The sequence below is a fragment of the Kribbella sp. NPDC048915 genome, from assembly GCF_040649595.1.
In the GTDB taxonomy this organism is placed as follows: domain Bacteria; phylum Actinomycetota; class Actinomycetes; order Propionibacteriales; family Kribbellaceae; genus Kribbella.
This window is the reverse complement of sequence record NZ_JBEZFT010000013.1, coordinates 66,455-85,001: the sequence shown is the minus strand read 5'-3', so window position 1 is coordinate 85,001 and position 18,547 is coordinate 66,455. Positions and strand designations below refer to the sequence as shown.

Below are 18,547 nucleotides of genomic sequence, written 5' to 3'. Positions count from 1 at the left end.
ACCTTCGGGCACCAGTGCGGCAGCACCTTCGAGCTGCGGTCCGCAAACACTGGCTGCTCACGATCTTCCTGGTGGCCGGTCTGGCCCTGCGGATCCTCGCGACGGTCGCGTACACCCCCGCGATCGTGTACGTCGACTCCGTTCAGTACCTGACGAACATGGGCAAGCTGAGCCCGGATCAGCTGAACCCGATCGGGTACGACTTCGTCCTCGGCCCGTTGGTGGCGACCGGCGGGCTGACGTTCGTCGTGATCGTGCAGCACCTCACCGGTCTGCTGCTGGGCGTCGCGATCTACGCCCTGGCGCGCCGGCTGACCGTCTATCGGTGGCTGGCCGCGTTCGCGGCCGCGCCGATCCTGCTCGACGCCTACCAGGTGCAGATCGAGCAGAACATCATGGCCGAGACCACGTTCGACGTCATTCTGGTGGCGATCCTCTGGCTGCTGCTCGCGAAGGGCGTGCCGGGGTGGCGCAAGGCGGCACTCGTCGGTGTCCTCGTCGGACTCGCGTTCACGGTGCGCGCGATCGGCATGGTGCTGTTGATCGCGGTGGTGCTCTACCTGGTTGTCGTGGGCAACGCGTGGCGCAAACGCCGCATGGACGTGGTACGGCGTACTGCCGCCGCTGTCGCGGGCTTCGCGATCGTTTTCGTGGCGTACGCCGGGTACTACCGCGTCGACACCGGCCGCTGGGGGTTCACCGGCGCCGAGAACCAGATCCTGTACGGGCGGACCGCGACGGTCGCCAACTGCGAGAAGTTGCCGCTCAACGAAGGCACGCGACTGTTCTGCCCGAAGGAGCCGCTCGGTCAGCGTCAGGGGGTCGACCAGTACGCGCACAACCACTACGGCGACCCGAACTGGCCGGGACCGCTGCCGTCCGGTACGACGAAACGTCAACTGGCGACCGAGTTCGCGCATCTGGTCATCAGGCACCAGCCGGTCGACCTGACCTGGGCGGCGCTGAAGGACTTCGCGAAGGGATTCGCTCCGACCCGCAGCACTGCCCACAACGACGTACCGCTGGACCGCTGGCAGTTCCAGTTGGTCTATCCGAACCTCAAGGACCCGAACATCGCGAAGGCCGCCGTGAAGTGGGGAGGGTCCGAGCCGCACGTCGCTCACGTACCTGCTGTCATCCTGCGCGGCTACCAACTCAACGGCGGCTACGCGTCCGGCACGCTGCTCGGTCTGTGCGTTTTGCTCGCTCTTGCTGCCGTAGGGCGTGGCAAGGACCTTCGCTCGGCCGCACTGCTACCTGCCGCGGCCGGTGTGATCCTCTTGCTCGGCTCGGCGGCGTTCGAGTTCTCGTGGCGCTACCAGCTGCCCGGTCTGATCTTCTTCCCCCTGGCAGGCGCCATCGGGCTGCGTTCCCTGCTCGGCAAGGACCAGGCGCGCCCCGCGATGGCCGACTACCCGGATGCGGTCGACGAGGAAGCAGCGAAGGACTTCGCGACCACCTCCTTCGCACCGATCGTCGTCGTGATCGCGGCGTACAACGAGACCGGTGGCCTCGGGCCGGTGCTCACCGGCATGCCGCGGACCTGCGCCGGCCTCCCGGTCGACGTCCTGGTCGTCGTGGACGGTGCCACCGACAACACCGCCGAGATCGCCCGTGAGCACGGGGCGTACGTGTGTGTTGCCCCCCGCAACCGAGGACAGGGCGCCGCACTCCGGCTCGGATACCACGTGGCTGCGCAGGGCGGGGCGCAGTACATCGTCACCACCGACGCCGACGGTCAGTACGACAACGACGAGCTCGAAACGCTGCTGGAGCCGATCCTCCTCGACCGGGCCGACTTCGTCACCGGATCCCGCCGGCTCGGCGCCGAGGACGCGGACAGCCGGCTGCGGTGGGTCGGGGTGCGCGTGTTCGCCGTCCTCGCATCGCTGCTGACGCGGCGGAAGCTGACCGACACGTCGTTCGGGTTCCGCGCGATGCGGGCCGAGCTCGCGACCGCGGTGACGTTGCGCGAGCCGCAGTACCAATCGTCGGAGTTGCTGCTCGGCGTGCTCGCGCTCGGCGCACGGGTCGTCGAGTTGCCGATGACGATGCGTCGCCGCGGCGACGGCAGCAGCAAGAAGGGGCCGGGGCTCGTGTACGGCGCGAACTACGCGCGCGTCATGACGACGACGTGGTGGCGGGAGTACGTACTGCGTCGCGGTCGCCGGCGGGCGCGGGACTGGTCCGCGCGAACACCAGCCGATCGAACAGCACGAACTTCACGATGAACAGCACCGCGTAGGTGCCGAGGTACGAACCGGTCACCAGCAGCGTCTTCAGCGCGTGCGACTCGATCGGCTGCACGAGGTGGTCGGTCACCGAGGTGACAACGGAAGCCGCCACGGCAGACCCGATCACGATGGCCAGATACGGCACCTTCTGCCCGCTGCGGCCCCAGGTCCAGCGGCGGTTCAGCACGTAGTTCGGGACCGCGCCGGACACCCACGCGACCAGCGTGGCGACGATCGGCGCCGTACCGAACCAGTAACACAGAGCGAATGCGAGCTGGCTGATGACGGTGGCGATCACGGACGCGGCCGAGTACTTCGCCCACAGCAACAATCTGCCGCGGCGGAGATGGACCTTGGTGAGAGCGCGCATCGCCGTCTATTCTGCACCCCCAGACCCGAGGACCGCAGCGCAGCGGGACGTCGGCCGGGATTCTCAGCCGATTGCCAGCCAAGAGGTGGGACCTGTCACGTTACGGGAGTGGGTACTCGGGATAGGAAGGACTGTGACGACGTTCCCTGACGGAAGGCGGCCGAGCCGTGCGCGTACTCGTCCTTGGCGGTGACGGCTACCTGGGGTGGCCGACCGCGTTGCACCTGTCGGACCGCGGCCATGACACGGCCGTGCTCGACAACATGGCCCGGCGCGGTTACGACCGCGAGCTGGGCGTCCAGAGCCTGGTCCCGATCGAGGACCTCGAAACCCGGGTCGCGGCCTGGGAAGAAGTCTCCGGGCAGCACATCCCGGCGTACGTCGGCGACCTGCTCGACGCGGACTTCGTGTACCGCGTAGTGCGGGAGTTCGCGCCGGACGCGATCGTGCACTTCGCCGAGCAGCGTGCCGCACCGTACTCGATGATCGATCGCGAGCACGCCGTCTACACCCAGCACAACAACGTGGTCGGCACGCTGAATCTGATGTACGCCGTCGCCGAGACGAACCCGGACATCCACCTGGTCAAGCTCGGCACGATGGGCGAGTACGGCACGCCGAACATCGACATCGAGGAAGGCTGGCTCGAGGTCGAGCACAACGGCCGCACGGACCGGATGCTCTACCCGAAGAAGCCGGGTTCGTTCTACCACCTCAGCAAGGTGCACGACTCGCACAACCTCGAGTTCGCCTGCCGGGTCTGGGGGATGCGCGTCACCGATCTCAACCAGGGTGTGGTGTACGGGCAGCAGACCGACCAGACGGTGCAGGACCCGCGGCTGGCGACCCGCTTCGACTACGACGCGGTCTTCGGCACCGTGCTCAACCGGTTCGTCATCCAGGCCGTGCTCGGCGAGCCCCTGACCGTGTACGGCAGCGGCGGGCAGACCCGTGGCTTCCTGGACATCCGGGACACTGTCGAGTGCATCCGGCTCGCGGTGGAGAACCCGGCGGACGCCGGCGAGTTCCGGGTCTTCAATCAGATGACCGAGAGCTACTCGGTGTCGCAGTTGGCCGGCCTGGTCGCAGAATGCTTCCCCGGGCCGGTGCAGGTCGAGCATCTGGAAAACCCGCGCGTCGAGCAGGCCGTGCACTACTACAACGTTAAACACACCGGGCTCGTCGGCCTGGGTCTCCAGCCGCACTTGCTGTCGGAGACCCTGATCGAGTCGATGTTCGACATCGTCTCGGCCAACAAGGACCGCGTCGATCCCGCCGCGCTGCTGCCGACAGTCCGCTGGCAGGGCCACCTCAAGCGGTGACCAGCCGAGGTAGGCGCAGGGTGAGTGCGCCTACCTCACCTCACCGCCGGGCGCCGACCAGGAGGGTCGGAAGGACGGCGAGGAAGCGGTTGCGGCGGCCGCGGCGCGCCTGTTCGGCGAGCCAGCCGTCGGCGTCCTCGCGGGTGATCAGCGCCTTCTCGACGGCTGCTGTCGCGGCTGCCTGCAGTTGCCGGGCCATCAGGTGGTAATCGGTGACGACCTCGGTGTGTACGGCGACCTCCACGTCCTGGAAGCCGGCGTCGAGCAGCACGTCCCGGAGCGTACGGACAGCACGCGGTGACGCCGTACGGGACTCGAGCCCGAGCAGGATCACGTCCGTCAGATCCTGATCCGAGCTGTCGATCAGGACGAACCCGTAGTCCTGCCCGCCCACCACGATCCGCCCGCCGGGCCGCAGTACGCGATGAGCCTCCGCCACTGTCGGCGCGGGATCGTCGAGCAGATGGAACAGCCGCACAGCGCGGTAGCCGTCCATCGACTCGTCCTCGAGCGGCAGCGCGTCGGAATGTGCCACGTGAAACATTGCCCCGGGGGCACGTTCCCGCGCCGCCGCGATCGCGTCCGGATCCGGGTCGATCCCGATGACCTTCAGCCCTCTTCCCGACAGTTCGGCCACCGCGTGACCCGCTCCGCACGCGACATCGACGCAGGCCGCGCCGCGTTTCAGCGCCAGCATCCGGTACGACGCCGCGCGCAGCTCAGCCGCCCCGGCCCGCTCCTCGATCCGATCCAGAAACCTCATACCACCCACGCTGCAACTTCAGGTGGACCTGAAGTCAACTGTCACACTCGCGCCCCCTGCCAACCGCCAACCTCCCGCAGGGCAGTCGGCATGGCCCCTCGCCGCACGGACACGACCGGCGCAGCGGGCACCATCGGCACGGTGCGCGCTGGCGAACCCTCCACATCAGAGGGCAACCCCTCAACTGGAGGGTTGCCCATTCAAAATTTGGCTGGGCAACCCTGCATTTGACGGGGCAACCTCAGGTCGAGGTGGCGGAGAACAGCGGCGCGGCGGCGCGCGCGTGGCCAGGTGCTGCACCAACGACAGGGCGTGACACGAGCACGACATCGCAGGCGTGTCAGTTCGACAGGACGTGTCCGGCGACCGCCTGATCGTCCACGCTCGGCCCGAGGGTTGGCTGGGCGTGGACAGCCGACTCATCCTGTCGAGCTGACACATCTCGCCACGCCTAGAGCAGCTCACCACCGTGGCGCCGGACGGCGCATGTCTGACAATCCAGCATCTACTGCGGGCGCTCCGCGTGCCGAGCTACCGCACCGAGCACGCCCTCGCTACGGCGCTGGACCATCAGACGTGCCTAGTCCATCGACACCTTGTCGAAGGTCGTGGTGGTGTAGCGGACGTCGAGGTCGATCTCGTCTCCGACCGCGGGCGGCGCGACCGACGACGGCAGGTACAGCATGCTCGCCTGCATGTGCGGCGGCTCGGCGAACCAGCGCTGCTTCCCGCCGATGCTGAACGGCGACAGCGCCATCCCGGCCGCGTCCAGACTGCCCTTGGCCATCGCGATCGCGCGCTGCCGAACCGTTGCGGCCGCGGTCGGAGCCTCCAGACCGACGCCGTGCGCCGTACCGCCGGAGACGACCAGGATGTGTCCGTCGCCGCTGACCCGACGCTGCCGGTAGCCGACGCGGTCGCCGCGCCGCACCGAGTGCACGTCGAGGACGGTCGACTTCACCGAGAGCGCGCCGCGGTCGCCGAGCCACAGGCCGGTTCCCATCCGGAGCTTCACGTCGTCGCCGATGTCGGCCAGCTTCTGCGCCGGGACGTGCGAGACCCAGAGCGTGTTCTTGCGGACGTCGAGCGCGGCCTTCGCCAGCTGCTGCGCCTCGCGGAGGTTGGCCGACGTACCGCCGGCACCCATCGGGAAGTGCAGCGACCAGCCTTCGAAGCGGATCCGGTCGAGCGCGTTCAGCAGCATCGTGTGCCGCAGTTCGCGCGCGCCGATCCCGTGCCGGCGCATCGACGTACTGACCTCGATCAGCACCCGGCTGCCGGCCGGGATCGAGACCAGGTCGGCCAGCCGACTGACCGTGTGGATGACGCGGTCGCTCTGCGGCACGTCCAGGAACGGTCGCCACGGCGACAGCACCACGACGTCCTCGCGGGGATCCGCGGGAACCTCGAAGTACGTGCCGACCGCGATCGTCCGGGCGCCCAGCGCGCGCGCTTCGGCGAACAGCCGGTGGTTGCCGAACCCGTACCCGTTGCCCTTGGCGACCGGGACGATGTCGGGGTTCCACGTGGAACGCAGGTGTTCACGCCATCGATCGGAATCGACGTGCAGGACTAAGGGCATGGTGTCAACGCCGTCTCATGTAGAGGTCGAATGCGGTGTAGAGCGCCTTGTTCAACGGCAGATCCCACTCACCGACGTACTCGACGGCCTCGCCGCCGGTCCCGGTCTTGAACTGGATCAGCCCGACGTGCGGGTCGTTCGGGTCCAAGGTGTCGGTGATGCCCCGTAGGTCGTACACGGACGCGCCCGCCGCGAGTGCGTCCGTCATCATGCGCCACTGGATCGCGTTCGATCCGCGCACGTCGCGTTTGGCGGTCGAGCTGGCTCCGTAGGAGTACCAGGAGTGACCGCCGACCCGGACCCAGATCGTCGAGGCGACCAGGTCGCCCTCGTGGTGGGCGTTGTAGATCCGGAAGTCACAGCAATCGGCCGGCTGATGCGCCATCGCGGCGTACATCTTCTCGAAGTACGGCAGCGGGCGCGGCGTGAAGTGGTCGCGCTGCGCGGTCTCGACGTACAGCGCGTGGAACGCCTTGATGTCCTCGGCGCCGCCCTGCGAGACCTCGACGCCGGCCTTGGCGGCCTTCTTGATGTTGCGTCGCCAGAGCTGGTTCATGCCCTTGAGCAGGTCGTCCTCGGTCCGGCCGGCCAGCGGGACCTGGAAGACGTACTGCGGCTGTCCGGCCGCGAAGCCCTCCGCGATCCGGGGCGGCTTCCAGCCGAGTTTGCGGAGCTGGTCGGCGACGATGGCGCCGGACGGCTCGATCACGTCCGGCCGGACGTCGCCGAGCCGCGGCTGCTGACCGCCGGCGATCGCGTCCTTGATCGTCTGCGCGCCCCAGCGTCGCGTCGCGACCGGCGGACCCATCCGGATGCCGAACGCGCCGCGCTCCTGCAGGTGCGCCGCCAGCGGGCGCAGGTAGCTGCCGAGGTCGACCGCGTCCCAGTCGATCACCGGGCCTTCGGGCAGGTACGCCAGGTACCGCTTGACCTTCGGCATCTGCCGGTACAGCACCAGGCCGACGCCGACCAGGTTGCCCGGTGTACCCGGCTCGTACCAGCCGAGTGACTCCGCCTTCCATTCACTCTTCACCGCCGCCCACCCGGGGGTCTGCAGGAAGCTCGCCGCCGGCTGCGCCGCAATGTACGCCGCGTGCTCGTCGGTCGAGATGGTCCGGATGCTCAAGTCACTCACGGTCGGTCAGGTTACCGGCCCAGCCGCGCGATCCGTAGCTGAGCCGGTCCCGTGATCAAACCTGGGCGAGCATCTGCTCCGAGACGTCCCACAACCGAGCGGCCGACTCCGGATCGAGTGCGTACTCCATCACGCCGCCGTTCTGCCCCTCGGCGTACGGCAGCGCCTCGTTGTTGTCCTCGAAGTACTTCCCGGTCACACCGGCCACCAGCGGCGACCCCGCCAGTAGGACCGACGTCGACGCACCCTGCTCGGTCGTCTTCCACTGGTAGCCGTCGAACTGCTTCATCTCCTCGTCGGACAGGTGCCGCTGCAGCGGGGTCCGGATTCCACCCGGCATGACCGCGTTGACGACGATCCCGTCGCTCGCCCAGCGCTTGGCGGCCTCGACCGCGAACAGGACGTTCGCCGTCTTCGACTGGCCGTACGCCAGCCACGGGTCGTACGGGCGACGCTCGAAGTGGATGTCGTCGAAATGGACGTCGGAGCGCTGGTGGGCGCGGGAGCTGAGCGACACGACCCGCGCGTCGCCGGCCGCGGCGAGCGCGCCGTGCAGGCCGAGGGTCAGCCCGAAGTGGCCGAGGTGGTTGGTCGCGAACTGGTGCTCCCAGCCCTCCGGCGTGCGCTGGAGCGGCTCGGCCATCACGCCGGCGTTGTTCACCAGGATGTGCAGCGGGCCGTCCCAAGTCTCGGCGAACGCGCGCACCGAGGCGCGGTCGGCGAGTTCGATGCGGGCGACATACACGTGGTTGTTGCCGGTGCTCTCGATGATCTCGGCGGCGACGCGCTCACCGGTCGCGGTGTTGCGGACGGCGAGGGTGACGTCCGCGCCCGCCCCCGCGAGGGCGCGGACGGTCTCGACGCCGATGCCGGAGGCGCCGCCGGTGACGACGGCACGGCGGCCGCTGAGGTCGACGCCTGCGATCACCTCGGCGGCGGTCGAGTCGTACGTGAAGGGAGTGGTGAACCTGCTCATCAGCTTGGTCCTGTTCGTCGAGCTAGCCTTTAACCGGAGGTGCCTCCGGTAATTCCAGTGAAGCGGAGGCACCTCCGGTTCTCAAGTTCGCTAGGTTGTGAGGTCACGGAGGGAGGGGAGATGAGCACTGCTGAGCGCCCGCTGCGGGCGGATGCCCAGCGCAATCGGGACCAAATCGTCGCTGCGGCGGCGCGTGCGTTCGCCGAATGCGGTCTGAAGGCGACGCTGGAGGGGATCGCGAAGGACGCCGGCGTCGGCATCGGCACGCTGTACCGGCACTTCCCGACTCGTGAGCTGCTGGTCGAGGCGGCCTACCGGAACGAGCTGGCCACCGTCTGCGACGCGTCGCCCGAGCTCCTCCAGAAGCTGCCGCCGGACCAGGCCCTACGTGCGTGGATGGACCGGTTCATGGACTACATGGCCCACAAGCGGGGGATGGCTGATGCGCTGCGCGCCGTGATCGCCTCCGGGACGAACCCGTACGCGCAGAGCTTCGAGTTGCTTGTCGGCGCAGTGCAGCCGCTGCTCGACGCCGCCGCTTCCGCCGGGAAGATCCGGTCGGACGTCTCGGCCAAGGACCTGCTGGCCAGCATCGGCGGCGTCGGCGGTTCGGCGAGCGACCGCGAGCAGGCGGATCGGCTGCTCGACCTGATCATGGACGGCCTGCGGTACGGCGCATGAAGGTTGCCCTGGTCACCGGGTCCGCCTCCGGCATCGGAGCGGCCACCGCACGTCGGCTGGCCGCCGACGGGATGACCGTGGCGGTGCACTCGCGCTCGAGCCGGTCCGAAGGCATGGCGCTGGCCGAGCAATTGGGCGGTTCGTATCACCAGGCCGATCTGTCGGATGACGCTGCAGCTCAGGCGTTGGTCCCCGAGGTGGTGGCCGCGCACGGGCGTCTCGACGTACTGGTGAACAACGCCGGCATCAGCTGGCCGGTCCCGCACGCGGACCTCGACGGGCTGACCGCGGACGACTGGCGGCGGCTGCTCGACGTCAACCTGATCGCGCCGTGGCTCTTGTGTACGGCGGCGCTCCCGACGCTGCGCGAGTACGGCGGATGCATCGTCAACGTGACCAGCCACGCGGGCGTCCGTCCGAAAGGAAGCTCGATCGCGTACGCCGCCTCGAAGGCCGCCCTGAACCACGTGACGAAGCTGCTCGCGGCAGCGCTCGGACCCGACGTCCGCGTCAACGCGGTCGCGCCTGGGCTGGTCGACACGCCACTCACCGAATCCTGGATCGAGGCCCAGGAGCTGTGGAAAACCTCGAGCCCGATGCGTCGCGCCGCGCAGCCGAGTGACGTCGCCGACCTGATCTCGGCGGTTGTCCACAACGCGTATCTGACCGGCGAGGTGATCCTGCTCGACGGCGGACTGAATTTGTGTCGGTGACGGTCTCTACGATCGCCGGGTGTCTTTGGGTCGGGACTTCCGCCGGTTGTGGTTCGCGTTCACGGTCAGCGCTTTCGGATCAGCGGTAGGGCTCGGCGCGCTGCCGTTGGTCGCCGTACTCGCCCTGGACGTCAGCACCTTCCAGGTGTCGATGCTCGCGGCGTTGTCGGCGCTCGCCGGTGCGGCACTCGCGTTGCCGATGGGGGACTTCATCGAGCAGCGGCGGAAGCGGCCGGTGATGATCGCGGCCGACCTGGTGCGGTTCGCGGCGCTGGCGTCGGTGCCGGTCGCGGCGGTGTTCGGGTGGTTGACGTACACGCAGCTGTGCGTCGCGGGCGTGCTGCAGGCGGCGGGGACGATCGCGTTTCAGACCGCGAGCGGTGCTCATCTGAAGGCGTTGGTGCCGGCCTCGGTGCGGGCCGAGGCCAACAGTCGGTTCGAGCAGACGAACTGGATGTCGTTGAGCATCGGGCCGGTCATCGGTGGAGCACTGGTCAGTCTCGTCGGCGCGACGTTCACGCTTGCGGTGGACGCGATCTCGTTCCTCGGATCGGCTTTCGGAATCCGGCGTATCGAGCAGCCCGAGCCGCCGCCGGTGCGTCGCGAGGGAAAGCGTGACATCACGGCGGGGTGGCGCTACATCCTGCGGCATCGCGGTCTGCGGGTGCTGTTCTGGAACTCGCAGCTGTTCGGCGGGCCGGTGATGATGACCTCGCCGCTGCTGGCGGTCTTCATGCTGCGCGATCTCGGCCTGCCCGCGTGGAGCTACGGAGTGATGCTGGGCGTGTGCTGCATCGGTGGGGTGACCGGTGCGCGGCTGGCGCCGCGGCTGACCGAGAAGTACGGACTGCAATGGATGCTGCTGGTGTTCGGCGTACTGCGGGCACCATGGCTGCTGCTCTTCCCGCTGGCGCCGCACGGGTGGGCCGGGTTCGCGGTGATCACGGTCGCGGAGACAGCGCTGCTCGTCGGTGCGGGTGGGTTCAACCCGTCGTTCGCGACGTACCGGATGGACGTGACCGAGGACGCGTACATGGCGCGCGTGGTCGGGTCGTGGTCGATCACCTCGCGGTCCGTGCAGCCGGCGTTCATCGCGCTCGGCGGTGTGCTCGCGTCGGTGATCGGGATGCGCGGCGCGCTGTGGGTCGCGGGCATCAGCTGCACGTTGAGCGCCGTACTGCTGCCGTGGCGGGCGGCTAAACCAGCCGCATTGCCTGAGCCAGCCTGATGACCTCGCCCACCTGCTCCGGTTGGCCGTCGAGGTACCCGGCGGCCTTGTCGGGCGGCAGCACCAGGACCTCGGTGACCTGTTCGCCGTCGGCCGGGTTCGTCGGCTCCTGATCGATGACGACGTCCGCGGCATAGTTGGCCCAGTACGACACCGGATGCGGCAGGTGCGGGCGGTACGGCGCCGCGCGACGGTGCTCCGCGCGGTGCGCACCGAGCCAGGTCACCGGACCGGTCAGCCGCGCGCCGGCTTCCTCCAGGAGCTCACGGCGTACCAGCTCCTCGATCGTCTCGCCGGGCTCACGCGTGCCGCCCGGCAGGAACCGCCAACCGAGGTCGTTGGTGCAGGCAACGATTCCGCCGTCGGTGCGGCAGACGACGTGAACGTTGCTGATCAGCTCCTCGGGCGGTTCGTCGACCGTGTACCGGACGTCGAGCTCGCCCCACTCCCAGTGACCCGGCGCGAACAATGCGGGGAACTGCTCCGCCCAGGTCGCCATAACCTCATTCTGCGCTACCGTCACCAGCATGGCGCACCCAGACCCCACCCACCCCGAGGCCGAGTCCCAGGCTGAAGCCCAGTCTGACGCGCAGGCTGAGGGGCAGCCCGAGGCTGAGCGCGCGGCCGAGGCGGAGACCCTCGGGTCCGGCGCGGGCGAGGCCGACGTCAACGGGGCTGGCGTCAACGGGGCTGGCGCGGAAGAGTATGGCGCACAGGTTGAGTCCGACAGCGAATCCGAATCCGACGCTGAGGCGGAGCCGAAGCCTGACCCGGAGGAGGCACAGCGGACGACGGATCGGTTGATGTGGACCAGCGCTTGGCTGACCGTCCTCGTCGGCGTCTTCCTGATCGCGGGCCTGCCAGACGTCGGCGGCGGGTACGGCGCGCTCGCCTGGCTCGGCACCGTGGTCGCGGTCCTCGGCCTGCTCACGCTAATCGCCGTGTACGTCCTGTGCGCCCGCGACAAGTTCACCCTGCGCACCCGGTTGTTCGGCCCGATCGACGTGTTCAAGGGCAGCACGGTACTGGTGGCGATCGTCGTCCTGTGCGGACTTCTGGCTCCCACCGGCACCACGTCCGCGCTCGCCGTACTGCTGCCGTGGGCGATCACCTACTGGCTGTACGGCCTCGAACAGAAAGCCCAGGCCGCCTGAACCGCCTCCGTGAGGGCCCTACATCAGGGGGCCTACTTGCGGGGTCTATGCGAGGGGGCCTGCTTGAGGGCCGACACGAGGGATGCTCGAGGGGCCTACTTGAGGTGGGCCCGGAGGTAGTCGAGGTCGGCCTTCTGGCCGTTGTTGGCGTTCGGGGTCTCGACGACGACCGGCGCGCCGGCCGTCTGGATCACCGCGACGATGTCCGCCGGGTCGATGTGCCCGTCCTCGAAGTTGCTGTGCCGGTCGGCGCCGGAGCCGAACTCGTCGCGGGAACCGTTCGCATGCACGAGGTCGATGCGCCCGGTGATCGCCAGCACCCGCTCCACGATCGTCGGCAGCTCCTCGCCGGCCGCATGGAAGTGGCAGGTGTCGAGGCAGAACCCGACGTTCTCCAGCTTGTCGTTGCCGGACGACTGCACCGCGTCCCACAGCCGGGCGATCCGGTCCAGTTGGCGGGCCATCGCGTTCTCCCCGCCGGCCGTGTTCTCGATCAGCAGTGGAACCCGCAGCTCGGCGCGCTCGATGCACTTGCGCCAGTTGTCGAACCCCGCCTCCGGGTCGTCCGCGTCGCCGACGTGCCCGCCGTGCACGATCACGCCCTTGACGTCGATCTCGGCGGCCTTGTCGAGCGTCTGCTGCAGCAGCTTGCGGCTCGGGATCCGGATCCGGTTGTTGGTGTTCGCGACATTCAAGCGGTACGGCGCGTGCACGTACAGGTCGACGCCCGCGGCGGCCGCGCGCTCCTTCAGCGCGTCCTCACCGTCGGCGTACGCGAGCTTGGGCGCCTTGTAATCCTGCGGATTCCCCAGGAAGAACTGCACCAGGTCGGCACCCCGATCCGCCGCCTCGGCCAGCGGGTCCTCCTGGTCCACATGCGCACCAAGCTTCACAGTCATACCCCCACCCTAAAACCGCCCACCGACAACCCCCACAACCACGGCCACCCAGCCCCGCCCCAATCACCCCGACGGATCGCCAGGTCCGGATCGCGTCGACCGGATCGCGTCGACCGGGTCGCCTCGGCCGGGTCGCCTCGGCCGGGTCGCCAGGTCCGGATCGCCCCGCCCAAATCGCCCCGACCGATCGCCCCCGAGAGGATCCTCCCGACCGATCGCCCCCGAGAGGATCCCCCCGACCGATCGCCCGACCGGATCACCCTGACTTGCCGCCGGGTTGCGCGGGCTTCGATCGCGAGGCTCCAACACCAGGAGACCCGGATATCCGGACGTGCTGGGGTGCTCTGTTCGTGTACCAGCAGAGAACCCCTATCGCGAGGGGGTTAACCACCGTGGCCGGACCGCCTGACCAGCATCTCGCCCTCCCTGACGCATCCATGCGTCAGCGAGCGGGGGCGTCAACAGGTCGTGGTGGGGTTGAACAGGCTATTTCCTGTGCAAACGCACCATTCCCTGTTCACACCCCCCGCAAAGTGGCAGGGGCGTCCGTTGCCTGTTCACGCCCCCGCGAGGTGGTCGACGGATACCGGCTGCTGAGCGTGATCGCGGTCGTTCTCGCCGTACCGCTGCTGGTGCCGATCCTGGCGCGCAAACGACTGAGGGATCGACACAGGGTTGCCGCCGAGTGACACAGAGTTCTTCCGGACAGGCCTGTGGATATGGTCAAGTGGGGGTCCGGACGCTGGTACTCTTTTGGATGTGGCCCGGTCCAGCGACCGGGCTGTTGCTTGGCGTCGGCGGCAAGTGCCGGCGTGAAGCAGATCGCATCGCCCTCCTGCCACGGAGAGACCGTGGCCGCCAAGTCCGAAGGAGGTGGAGTTCGCGCATGCGTCGTTATGAAGTCATGGTGATCCTCGACCCTGAGCTCGATGAGCGCACCGTGGAGCCGTCCATCGACCAGTACCTGAACATCGTCCGCAAGGAAGGTGGCACGGTCGAGAAGCTCGACATCTGGGGTCGTCGCAAGCTTGCCTACGACGTCAAGAAGAAGGCCGAAGGCATCTACGCCGTCATCGACCTGACCGCGGAGCCCGCGGTGGTGAAGGAGCTCGACCGTCAGCTCACGCTGAACGAGTCGATCCTGCGCACCAAGGTCATCCGGCCGGACCAGCACTGAACCTCGGGCGTCAGGTGGTCTGGCGTCACACCACCCATCGTCTGCAGTACAGGAGGAAGTTGTCATGGCCGGTGAACCACCCATCACGCTGATCGGAAACCTGACAGGTGATCCGGAGCTGCGGTTCACGCCGTCCGGCGCCGCGGTGGCGAACTTCACGGTCGCCTGTACGCCGCGGACGCTCGACCGGCAGACCAACGAGTGGAAAGACGGCGAGACGCTCTTCATCGGATGCTCGGTGTGGCGCCAGGTCGCCGAAAACGTCGCCGAGTCGCTGACCCGCGGTTCCCGGGTGGTCGTGCACGGCCGCCTGAAGGCGCGCAGCTACGACGACCGTGACGGGAACAAGCGGACCGTGTTCGAGTGCGACGTCGAGGAGATCGGCGCCAGCATGCGGTACGCGACGCTGAAGATCTCGAAGACGTCCCGCGAAGGCGGCGGCGGTTTCGGTGGCGGCGGCAACCAGGGTGGCGGCTACGGCGGCCCCCAGGGCGGCGGCAACCAGGGCGGTGGCTACGGCGGCGGCCAGGGTGGCGCCCCGCAGAACGACCCCTGGGCGACCCCGCAGGGCGGTGGCGGCCAGTCCGCCCCGCAGAACGACCCCTGGGCCAGCCAGGGCGGAGGCTCCATGGAGGAGCCGCCGTTCTGATCGGCCCGCAAACCAGTCAGTGACCATTCCGGCACTCGTGCCGGGCTCTGGAAATAGGAAGAGAGCACCACAATGGCCAAGATCGTTCGGAAGCCGAAGAAGAAGGTCTGCGGCTTCTGCAAGGACAAGGCGACGTACGTCGATTACAAGGACACCGCGCTGCTGCGGAAGTTCATCTCGGACCGCGGCAAGATCCGCGCCCGCCGGGTGACCGGGAACTGCGTGCAGCACCAGCGCGATGTGGCCACCGCTATCAAGAACGCTCGTGAGGTGGCCCTGCTGCCGTACACGAGCACGGCTCGCTGAGGGAGGCGCCGACCATGAAGCTCATCCTGTCTCAGGAGGTCGAGGGCCTCGGGGCTCCCGGCGACATCGTCGAGGTCAAGGACGGCTACGGCCGTAACTACCTGGTCCCGCGCGGCCTGGCCATCGGCTGGACCCGTGGCGCGGAGAAGCAGATCCAGACGATCAAGCGGGCGCGCGACGCCCGGGCGATCAAGGGCAAGGAGCACGCGAGCGAGGTCAAGAACCAGCTCGAGCAGCTCGGCGTCACGCTGAAGGTCAAGGCCGGTGACACCGGCCGCCTGTTCGGCTCGGTCACCCCGGCCGACATCGCCGGTGCCATCAAGGCCGCCGGCGGCCCGTTGCTCGAGAAGCGCGCGATCGCGATCGCGGCGCCGATCAAGAGCACCGGCAAGCACCAGGTTTCGGTTCAGCTGCACCCGGAGGTGGCCGCCACGGTCCGCCTCGAGGTTGTGGCCGGCTGACACCCAGCTCCACGACAACGGCCCGTGTTCCCCTCGAGGGGACGCGGGCCGTTGTCATTCCCGGAACCACCGCACCGCCGTACCGCGACCGGGCTCAGGGTTGTTCGGGACCGGGCCAGTCGACGGGCTGAGGCTCCAGGAACTGACCGGACGTGGTCGGCTGTTCGACCTTGGGCCACTCGGTCGGCTTGGGCTCGATCGAATCCGCGACCGCCTGTGCGGGGGCCAGCAGGATGCCGACCGCCAGCAGCGCGCCGGCGACTCGCGCCGCCCGCCGCAGCCTTCCCGTTCGACCGGCGCTCATTTGGCCGGGTCCAGAGCGTAGAGCACCGAGTTGTACACGACCACGGCGCGCTTCCCGGCGACGCCCCACGGCCGCGTGGTGCCGTCGGCCATCGGGTACGTGTTCCAGTTCGGCGACACGGCGATCGGCTTACTGGCCTTGGTGCCGTAGAGCATCGCCCCGCTGACCGACAACGGCCGGAAACCTTCCATCCGCCGGGTGTTGTTCTTGGTCAGGGTCAGGTTGACGAGGCACTCGCCCCAGGCCGCGAACTTGCGGTTCGGGTCAGGCACCCAGTCCCAGCCGTCGGTGTCGCCCTTGCGGACCAGTCCGCAGCTCGCGACAACCTTTCCGCTCGCACTCGAGTGCAGCGCCGGGATCGACTCCTCCGGGTTCTTCGCGGACGTCCACAGGGCCTGGACGTAGTCCGGGCTCGCCGAGACCACCTGGATGATGGCGCCCGCGCCACCCGGCGGCTGCAGCTTCACCTCGGTGACATCCTTGCCCGGCTGCGCCCAGTACAGCGGACCGTAGTACTGCGACATCAGCACCCGGTCGCCGTCGGCGAGCAGGATCGTCGAGCTCCGCGGCTTCTCCGGCACCGCCTTGAGCTCGCCGCCCGAGATCACCATCGCGCCGGCGTCGCCGGACAGCATGATCAGCGGCGACTTGCCGAAGAACTGCACCCGCGCGCTGTCCGGTAGCTCGAGGATCTTCGGCAGCGCGCCGTTGCCCTCCCAGTAGTAGAAGGAGTCCGGCGTCGTGATCGCCAGCACCAGCTTGCCGTCGATCGTGGTGTAGACCGGGTTCTCCGCGTCCTTCGGGACCTTGTCCTGCCAGAGCACCTTGCCGTTGCTGTCGAACACGGCCACCTTCTGGTCCCTGGTCAGGATCGCGACCTCGGTGCCGTCCGGCTTGATCGCCGGAGTGCTCTCCTTGAGCAGGTCGACCGTCCAGGCGGCGTGGGTGGAATAGCCGACCGGCTGGGTCTTGGGCGCGAAGAAGTCGTCCTTGACGGTCGGTGCGGGCAGTTCGGGCAGCTTGGGCGATTCGGTCACCTGTGGCTTGCCGTCACCGAGCTTGCTGAACACGGTCAGGTACAACGTCGTACCGGCGATCAGCACGACCGCGACCACCATCGCGACCACGATCGGCCAGATCGGCTTCTTGCCCTTGCGCGGGTCGGTCTCGATCGCTTCGACGCGGCCGTCGGGGTGAATGATCAGCGGCCAGGAGGCGCCGTCGGGCTCGACCGCGGTGGCCTTGACCGGCCGTCCCAGCTGCGCGGCCTGCTCGCTGACGAGCTGGATCGACGCCTGCCGGGGGTCGTGGTGGTTGAGCGGGTGACTGCGGCCGGCGATCTTCACTTCGGCGTTGTGGTCGTCGTACAGCCGGATCGTGACCTTCGGCCAGGAGGGGATCTTCTCAGCCACGATGTCCTCTCATTCCCGCCACAGGTCTCCCTCGTTCATCCGCTACCGGCGTCCTCGTTCTAGCATGTCCCCCGCATGAGGGCATGCCGGGGAGTCCGGGCATGCGAAACCTTCCGGGCCGGTCCGGCTCGACTGACCCCGACAAGGGGGTAGAAACATCCTCGCCTGTGGATGGGTCACGAAAGAACACCCGGAAAGCGAGAGAATACTGTGGGCGACGGCCAGTGACGCACAGCGAGAGGAGGGGCCATGACGCAGAATCCGTGGACACGACAGCAGTCGCCGGGTCCGCAGCAGCCGTCACCGGGGCCCGCTCCTCGGCCGGACATCACCCCGCGGGGGCCGTCCGCGCCCCAGCACGGGGTGCCGGCGCCTGCGGAGGACCAGCGCCTGCCCAAGTTCGCGATTCCGGCTGCCGACACGTTGTGGTGGGTGGGCGTCCACGGCGGCGCCGGCGAGACCACGATGTCGGTCCTGCTGCCCGGTACCCGGGCGGCCAACCATCGGTGGCCGATCCCGCCACCGCCGGTGCCGACCCCGGTGATCCTGGTCGCCCGGACCCACGGGTCCGGCCTGCGTGCCGCCCAGCGAGCCGCGATCGAGTGGGCCTCGGGTGTCGTCCAGGGTGTCGCGGTGCTCGGCCTGGTGCTGATCGCGGACGCTCCCGGACGGTTGCCCCGAGTGCTCGACGACTTCGCCGACATCGTCGGCGGAGGTGTTCCGAGGGTCTGGGACATTCCGTGGATCGAGGAGTGGCGCAGAGGGGAGGCTCCCACGCCTGACAACACGCCGGACGAGGTTTTCGAAGTTCTTGAATCCATCTATGCACTTCGCGCGTCAAACCCAGCGGACTACACCGCCCCGTACTGAAAGGCTTTCGAGAAATGATGTTGGTTCATCTGGTCAGCGAGCTGCCGAACGCACTGCCGCTGGAAGCGCCGCCCACCGAGGTCACCGAGGGCCTGAACAAGGTTCTGGGCTGGGTCAAGTGGGTCGCCTACCTGATCTGTGCCCTCGGCATCATCATCGCCGGCGGCATGATGGCGATCGGTCAGCGTCGTGGTGAGGGTGGCGAGCACGCGGCCCGCCTCGGGTGGGTCCTCGCGGCCTGCATCGTGATCGGTGCCGCGACCGCTCTGGTCGACGCCCTCAAGTGACCCTCGCTCGCGCACAGTCGGTCG

General features: G+C 68.5%; 21 protein-coding genes. 12 read left to right on the top strand and 9 right to left on the bottom strand.

What is annotated here, in order from left to right; translation table 11 throughout:
- Window positions 1-14 precede the first annotated feature (14 nt).
- Window positions 15-2,231 (top strand): glycosyltransferase, encoded by a 2,217-nt coding sequence (locus tag AB0B82_RS10230; protein WP_360164754.1) that lies wholly within the window; start codon window positions 15-17, stop codon window positions 2,229-2,231.
- On the opposite strand, the gene AB0B82_RS10225 is transcribed toward AB0B82_RS10230, so the two are convergent.
- On the bottom strand, window positions 2,122-2,604 hold the full coding sequence (locus tag AB0B82_RS10225) for a GtrA family protein (protein ID WP_360164752.1): 483 nt from the start codon (window positions 2,602-2,604) through the stop codon (window positions 2,122-2,124). The genes AB0B82_RS10230 and AB0B82_RS10225 overlap by 110 nt on opposite strands.
- Window positions 2,605-2,771: 167 nt before the next feature.
- Between AB0B82_RS10225 and AB0B82_RS10220 the strand changes: the two genes are divergently transcribed.
- Window positions 2,772-3,926: an NAD-dependent epimerase/dehydratase family protein gene (locus AB0B82_RS10220; RefSeq protein WP_360164750.1), complete on the top strand. Its 1,155-nt coding sequence runs from the start codon at window positions 2,772-2,774 to the stop codon at window positions 3,924-3,926.
- Between the two features lie 40 nt (window positions 3,927-3,966).
- Here AB0B82_RS10220 and AB0B82_RS10215 read toward each other — a convergent pair whose 3' ends face one another.
- From AB0B82_RS10215 to AB0B82_RS10200, 4 genes are all read right to left on the bottom strand, one after another.
- On the bottom strand, window positions 3,967-4,689 hold the full coding sequence (locus AB0B82_RS10215) for a methyltransferase domain-containing protein (RefSeq protein WP_360164748.1): 723 nt from the start codon (window positions 4,687-4,689) through the stop codon (window positions 3,967-3,969).
- A 580-nt stretch (window positions 4,690-5,269) separates the two neighbouring features.
- On the bottom strand, window positions 5,270-6,271 hold the full coding sequence (locus AB0B82_RS10210) for an alanine racemase (RefSeq protein WP_360164746.1): 1,002 nt from the start codon (window positions 6,269-6,271) through the stop codon (window positions 5,270-5,272).
- A 4-nt stretch (window positions 6,272-6,275) separates the two neighbouring features.
- The gene (locus AB0B82_RS10205; protein ID WP_360164744.1) at window positions 6,276-7,406 is read right to left on the bottom strand and encodes a peptidoglycan bridge formation glycyltransferase FemA/FemB family protein; all 1,131 of its coding nucleotides are present in this window, start codon (window positions 7,404-7,406) and stop codon (window positions 6,276-6,278) included.
- 55 nt (window positions 7,407-7,461) lie between these two features.
- Window positions 7,462-8,382: an SDR family NAD(P)-dependent oxidoreductase gene (locus AB0B82_RS10200; protein WP_360164742.1), complete on the bottom strand. Its 921-nt coding sequence runs from the start codon at window positions 8,380-8,382 to the stop codon at window positions 7,462-7,464.
- Between the two features lie 120 nt (window positions 8,383-8,502).
- On the opposite strand from AB0B82_RS10200, the gene AB0B82_RS10195 reads away from it, so the two are divergent.
- Genes AB0B82_RS10195 through AB0B82_RS10185 form a run of 3 tightly spaced genes read left to right on the top strand, consistent with a single transcriptional unit; the run spans window position 8,503 to window position 11,004 of the window.
- On the top strand, window positions 8,503-9,063 hold the full coding sequence (locus tag AB0B82_RS10195) for a TetR/AcrR family transcriptional regulator (RefSeq protein ID WP_360164740.1): 561 nt from the start codon (window positions 8,503-8,505) through the stop codon (window positions 9,061-9,063).
- Complete coding sequence (locus AB0B82_RS10190) at window positions 9,060-9,776, top strand: SDR family oxidoreductase (protein ID WP_360164738.1); 717 nt, start codon at window positions 9,060-9,062, stop codon at window positions 9,774-9,776. Before AB0B82_RS10195 ends, AB0B82_RS10190 begins: the two co-directional genes overlap by 4 nt.
- A 19-nt stretch (window positions 9,777-9,795) precedes the next feature.
- On the top strand, window positions 9,796-11,004 hold the full coding sequence (locus AB0B82_RS10185) for an MFS transporter (protein WP_360164736.1): 1,209 nt from the start codon (window positions 9,796-9,798) through the stop codon (window positions 11,002-11,004).
- On the opposite strand, the gene AB0B82_RS10180 is transcribed toward AB0B82_RS10185, so the two are convergent.
- Window positions 10,973-11,503: an NUDIX domain-containing protein gene (locus AB0B82_RS10180; protein WP_360164734.1), complete on the bottom strand. Its 531-nt coding sequence runs from the start codon at window positions 11,501-11,503 to the stop codon at window positions 10,973-10,975. The two genes, AB0B82_RS10185 and AB0B82_RS10180, sit on opposite strands and share 32 nt — an antisense overlap.
- Window positions 11,504-11,531: 28 nt before the next feature.
- On the opposite strand from AB0B82_RS10180, the gene AB0B82_RS10175 reads away from it, so the two are divergent.
- Window positions 11,532-12,158, top strand: coding sequence for a hypothetical protein (locus AB0B82_RS10175; protein WP_360164732.1), 627 nt, complete (start codon window positions 11,532-11,534; stop codon window positions 12,156-12,158).
- Window positions 12,159-12,253: 95 nt separating this feature from the next.
- Here the strand turns inward: AB0B82_RS10175 and AB0B82_RS10170 are convergent, their stop codons facing one another.
- Window positions 12,254-13,057, bottom strand: a complete 804-nt coding sequence (locus AB0B82_RS10170; protein ID WP_360164730.1) for a deoxyribonuclease IV — start codon at window positions 13,055-13,057, stop codon at window positions 12,254-12,256.
- A gap of 886 nt (window positions 13,058-13,943) precedes the next feature.
- Between AB0B82_RS10170 and rpsF the strand changes: the two genes are divergently transcribed.
- From rpsF to rplI, 4 genes are all read left to right on the top strand, one after another.
- Window positions 13,944-14,234 (top strand): 30S ribosomal protein S6, encoded by a 291-nt coding sequence (gene rpsF, locus AB0B82_RS10165; protein WP_132211461.1) that lies wholly within the window; start codon window positions 13,944-13,946, stop codon window positions 14,232-14,234.
- A 64-nt stretch (window positions 14,235-14,298) separates the two neighbouring features.
- Complete coding sequence (locus AB0B82_RS10160) at window positions 14,299-14,883, top strand: single-stranded DNA-binding protein (protein ID WP_360164728.1); 585 nt, start codon at window positions 14,299-14,301, stop codon at window positions 14,881-14,883.
- A gap of 72 nt (window positions 14,884-14,955) precedes the next feature.
- Window positions 14,956-15,189, top strand: a complete 234-nt coding sequence (gene rpsR, locus AB0B82_RS10155; RefSeq protein ID WP_132320771.1) for a 30S ribosomal protein S18 — start codon at window positions 14,956-14,958, stop codon at window positions 15,187-15,189.
- A 14-nt stretch (window positions 15,190-15,203) separates the two neighbouring features.
- Entirely contained in the window at window positions 15,204-15,650 is a 447-nt protein-coding gene (gene rplI / locus AB0B82_RS10150) for a 50S ribosomal protein L9 (protein ID WP_360164726.1), read from the top strand.
- Window positions 15,651-15,744: 94 nt separating this feature from the next.
- Here rplI and AB0B82_RS10145 read toward each other — a convergent pair whose 3' ends face one another.
- Both AB0B82_RS10145 and AB0B82_RS10140 read right to left on the bottom strand, forming a co-directional pair.
- Window positions 15,745-15,954, bottom strand: a complete 210-nt coding sequence (locus AB0B82_RS10145; protein ID WP_360164724.1) for a hypothetical protein — start codon at window positions 15,952-15,954, stop codon at window positions 15,745-15,747.
- Window positions 15,951-17,366: a hypothetical protein gene (locus tag AB0B82_RS10140; RefSeq protein WP_360164723.1), complete on the bottom strand. Its 1,416-nt coding sequence runs from the start codon at window positions 17,364-17,366 to the stop codon at window positions 15,951-15,953. The genes AB0B82_RS10145 and AB0B82_RS10140 overlap by 4 nt, the downstream gene beginning before the upstream one ends.
- Before the next feature lie 249 nt (window positions 17,367-17,615).
- On the opposite strand from AB0B82_RS10140, the gene AB0B82_RS10135 reads away from it, so the two are divergent.
- Both AB0B82_RS10135 and AB0B82_RS10130 read left to right on the top strand, forming a co-directional pair.
- Complete coding sequence (locus AB0B82_RS10135; RefSeq protein ID WP_360164721.1) at window positions 17,616-18,236, top strand: DUF6668 family protein; 621 nt, start codon at window positions 17,616-17,618, stop codon at window positions 18,234-18,236.
- A gap of 14 nt (window positions 18,237-18,250) precedes the next feature.
- On the top strand, window positions 18,251-18,523 hold the full coding sequence (locus AB0B82_RS10130; protein ID WP_360164719.1) for a TrbC/VirB2 family protein: 273 nt from the start codon (window positions 18,251-18,253) through the stop codon (window positions 18,521-18,523).
- The last annotated feature ends 24 nt before the right edge of the window (window positions 18,524-18,547 follow it).

Excerpts from the sequence above, each read along its gene's own strand:
- AB0B82_RS10175 (WP_360164732.1), top strand. The coding sequence starts at position 11,532 with ATGGCGCACCCAGACCCCACCCACCCCGAGGCCGAGTCCCAGGCTGAA.
- AB0B82_RS10215 (WP_360164748.1), bottom strand. The coding sequence starts at position 4,689 with ATGAGGTTTCTGGATCGGATCGAGGAGCGGGCCGGGGCGGCTGAGCTG.
- AB0B82_RS10195 (WP_360164740.1), top strand. The coding sequence starts at position 8,503 with ATGAGCACTGCTGAGCGCCCGCTGCGGGCGGATGCCCAGCGCAATCGG.
- rplI (WP_360164726.1), top strand. The coding sequence starts at position 15,204 with ATGAAGCTCATCCTGTCTCAGGAGGTCGAGGGCCTCGGGGCTCCCGGC.
- AB0B82_RS10210 (WP_360164746.1), bottom strand. The coding sequence starts at position 6,271 with ATGCCCTTAGTCCTGCACGTCGATTCCGATCGATGGCGTGAACACCTG.
- AB0B82_RS10200 (WP_360164742.1), bottom strand. The coding sequence starts at position 8,382 with ATGAGCAGGTTCACCACTCCCTTCACGTACGACTCGACCGCCGCCGAG.
- AB0B82_RS10180 (WP_360164734.1), bottom strand. The coding sequence starts at position 11,503 with ATGGCGACCTGGGCGGAGCAGTTCCCCGCATTGTTCGCGCCGGGTCAC.
- AB0B82_RS10130 (WP_360164719.1), top strand. The coding sequence starts at position 18,251 with ATGATGTTGGTTCATCTGGTCAGCGAGCTGCCGAACGCACTGCCGCTG.
- AB0B82_RS10170 (WP_360164730.1), bottom strand. The coding sequence starts at position 13,057 with ATGACTGTGAAGCTTGGTGCGCATGTGGACCAGGAGGACCCGCTGGCC.
- rpsR (WP_132320771.1), top strand. The coding sequence starts at position 14,956 with ATGGCCAAGATCGTTCGGAAGCCGAAGAAGAAGGTCTGCGGCTTCTGC.
- AB0B82_RS10190 (WP_360164738.1), top strand. The coding sequence starts at position 9,060 with ATGAAGGTTGCCCTGGTCACCGGGTCCGCCTCCGGCATCGGAGCGGCC.
- AB0B82_RS10145 (WP_360164724.1), bottom strand. The coding sequence starts at position 15,954 with ATGAGCGCCGGTCGAACGGGAAGGCTGCGGCGGGCGGCGCGAGTCGCC.
- rpsF (WP_132211461.1), top strand. The coding sequence starts at position 13,944 with ATGCGTCGTTATGAAGTCATGGTGATCCTCGACCCTGAGCTCGATGAG.
- AB0B82_RS10225 (WP_360164752.1), bottom strand. The coding sequence starts at position 2,604 with ATGCGCGCTCTCACCAAGGTCCATCTCCGCCGCGGCAGATTGTTGCTG.
- AB0B82_RS10160 (WP_360164728.1), top strand. The coding sequence starts at position 14,299 with ATGGCCGGTGAACCACCCATCACGCTGATCGGAAACCTGACAGGTGAT.
- AB0B82_RS10135 (WP_360164721.1), top strand. The coding sequence starts at position 17,616 with ATGACGCAGAATCCGTGGACACGACAGCAGTCGCCGGGTCCGCAGCAG.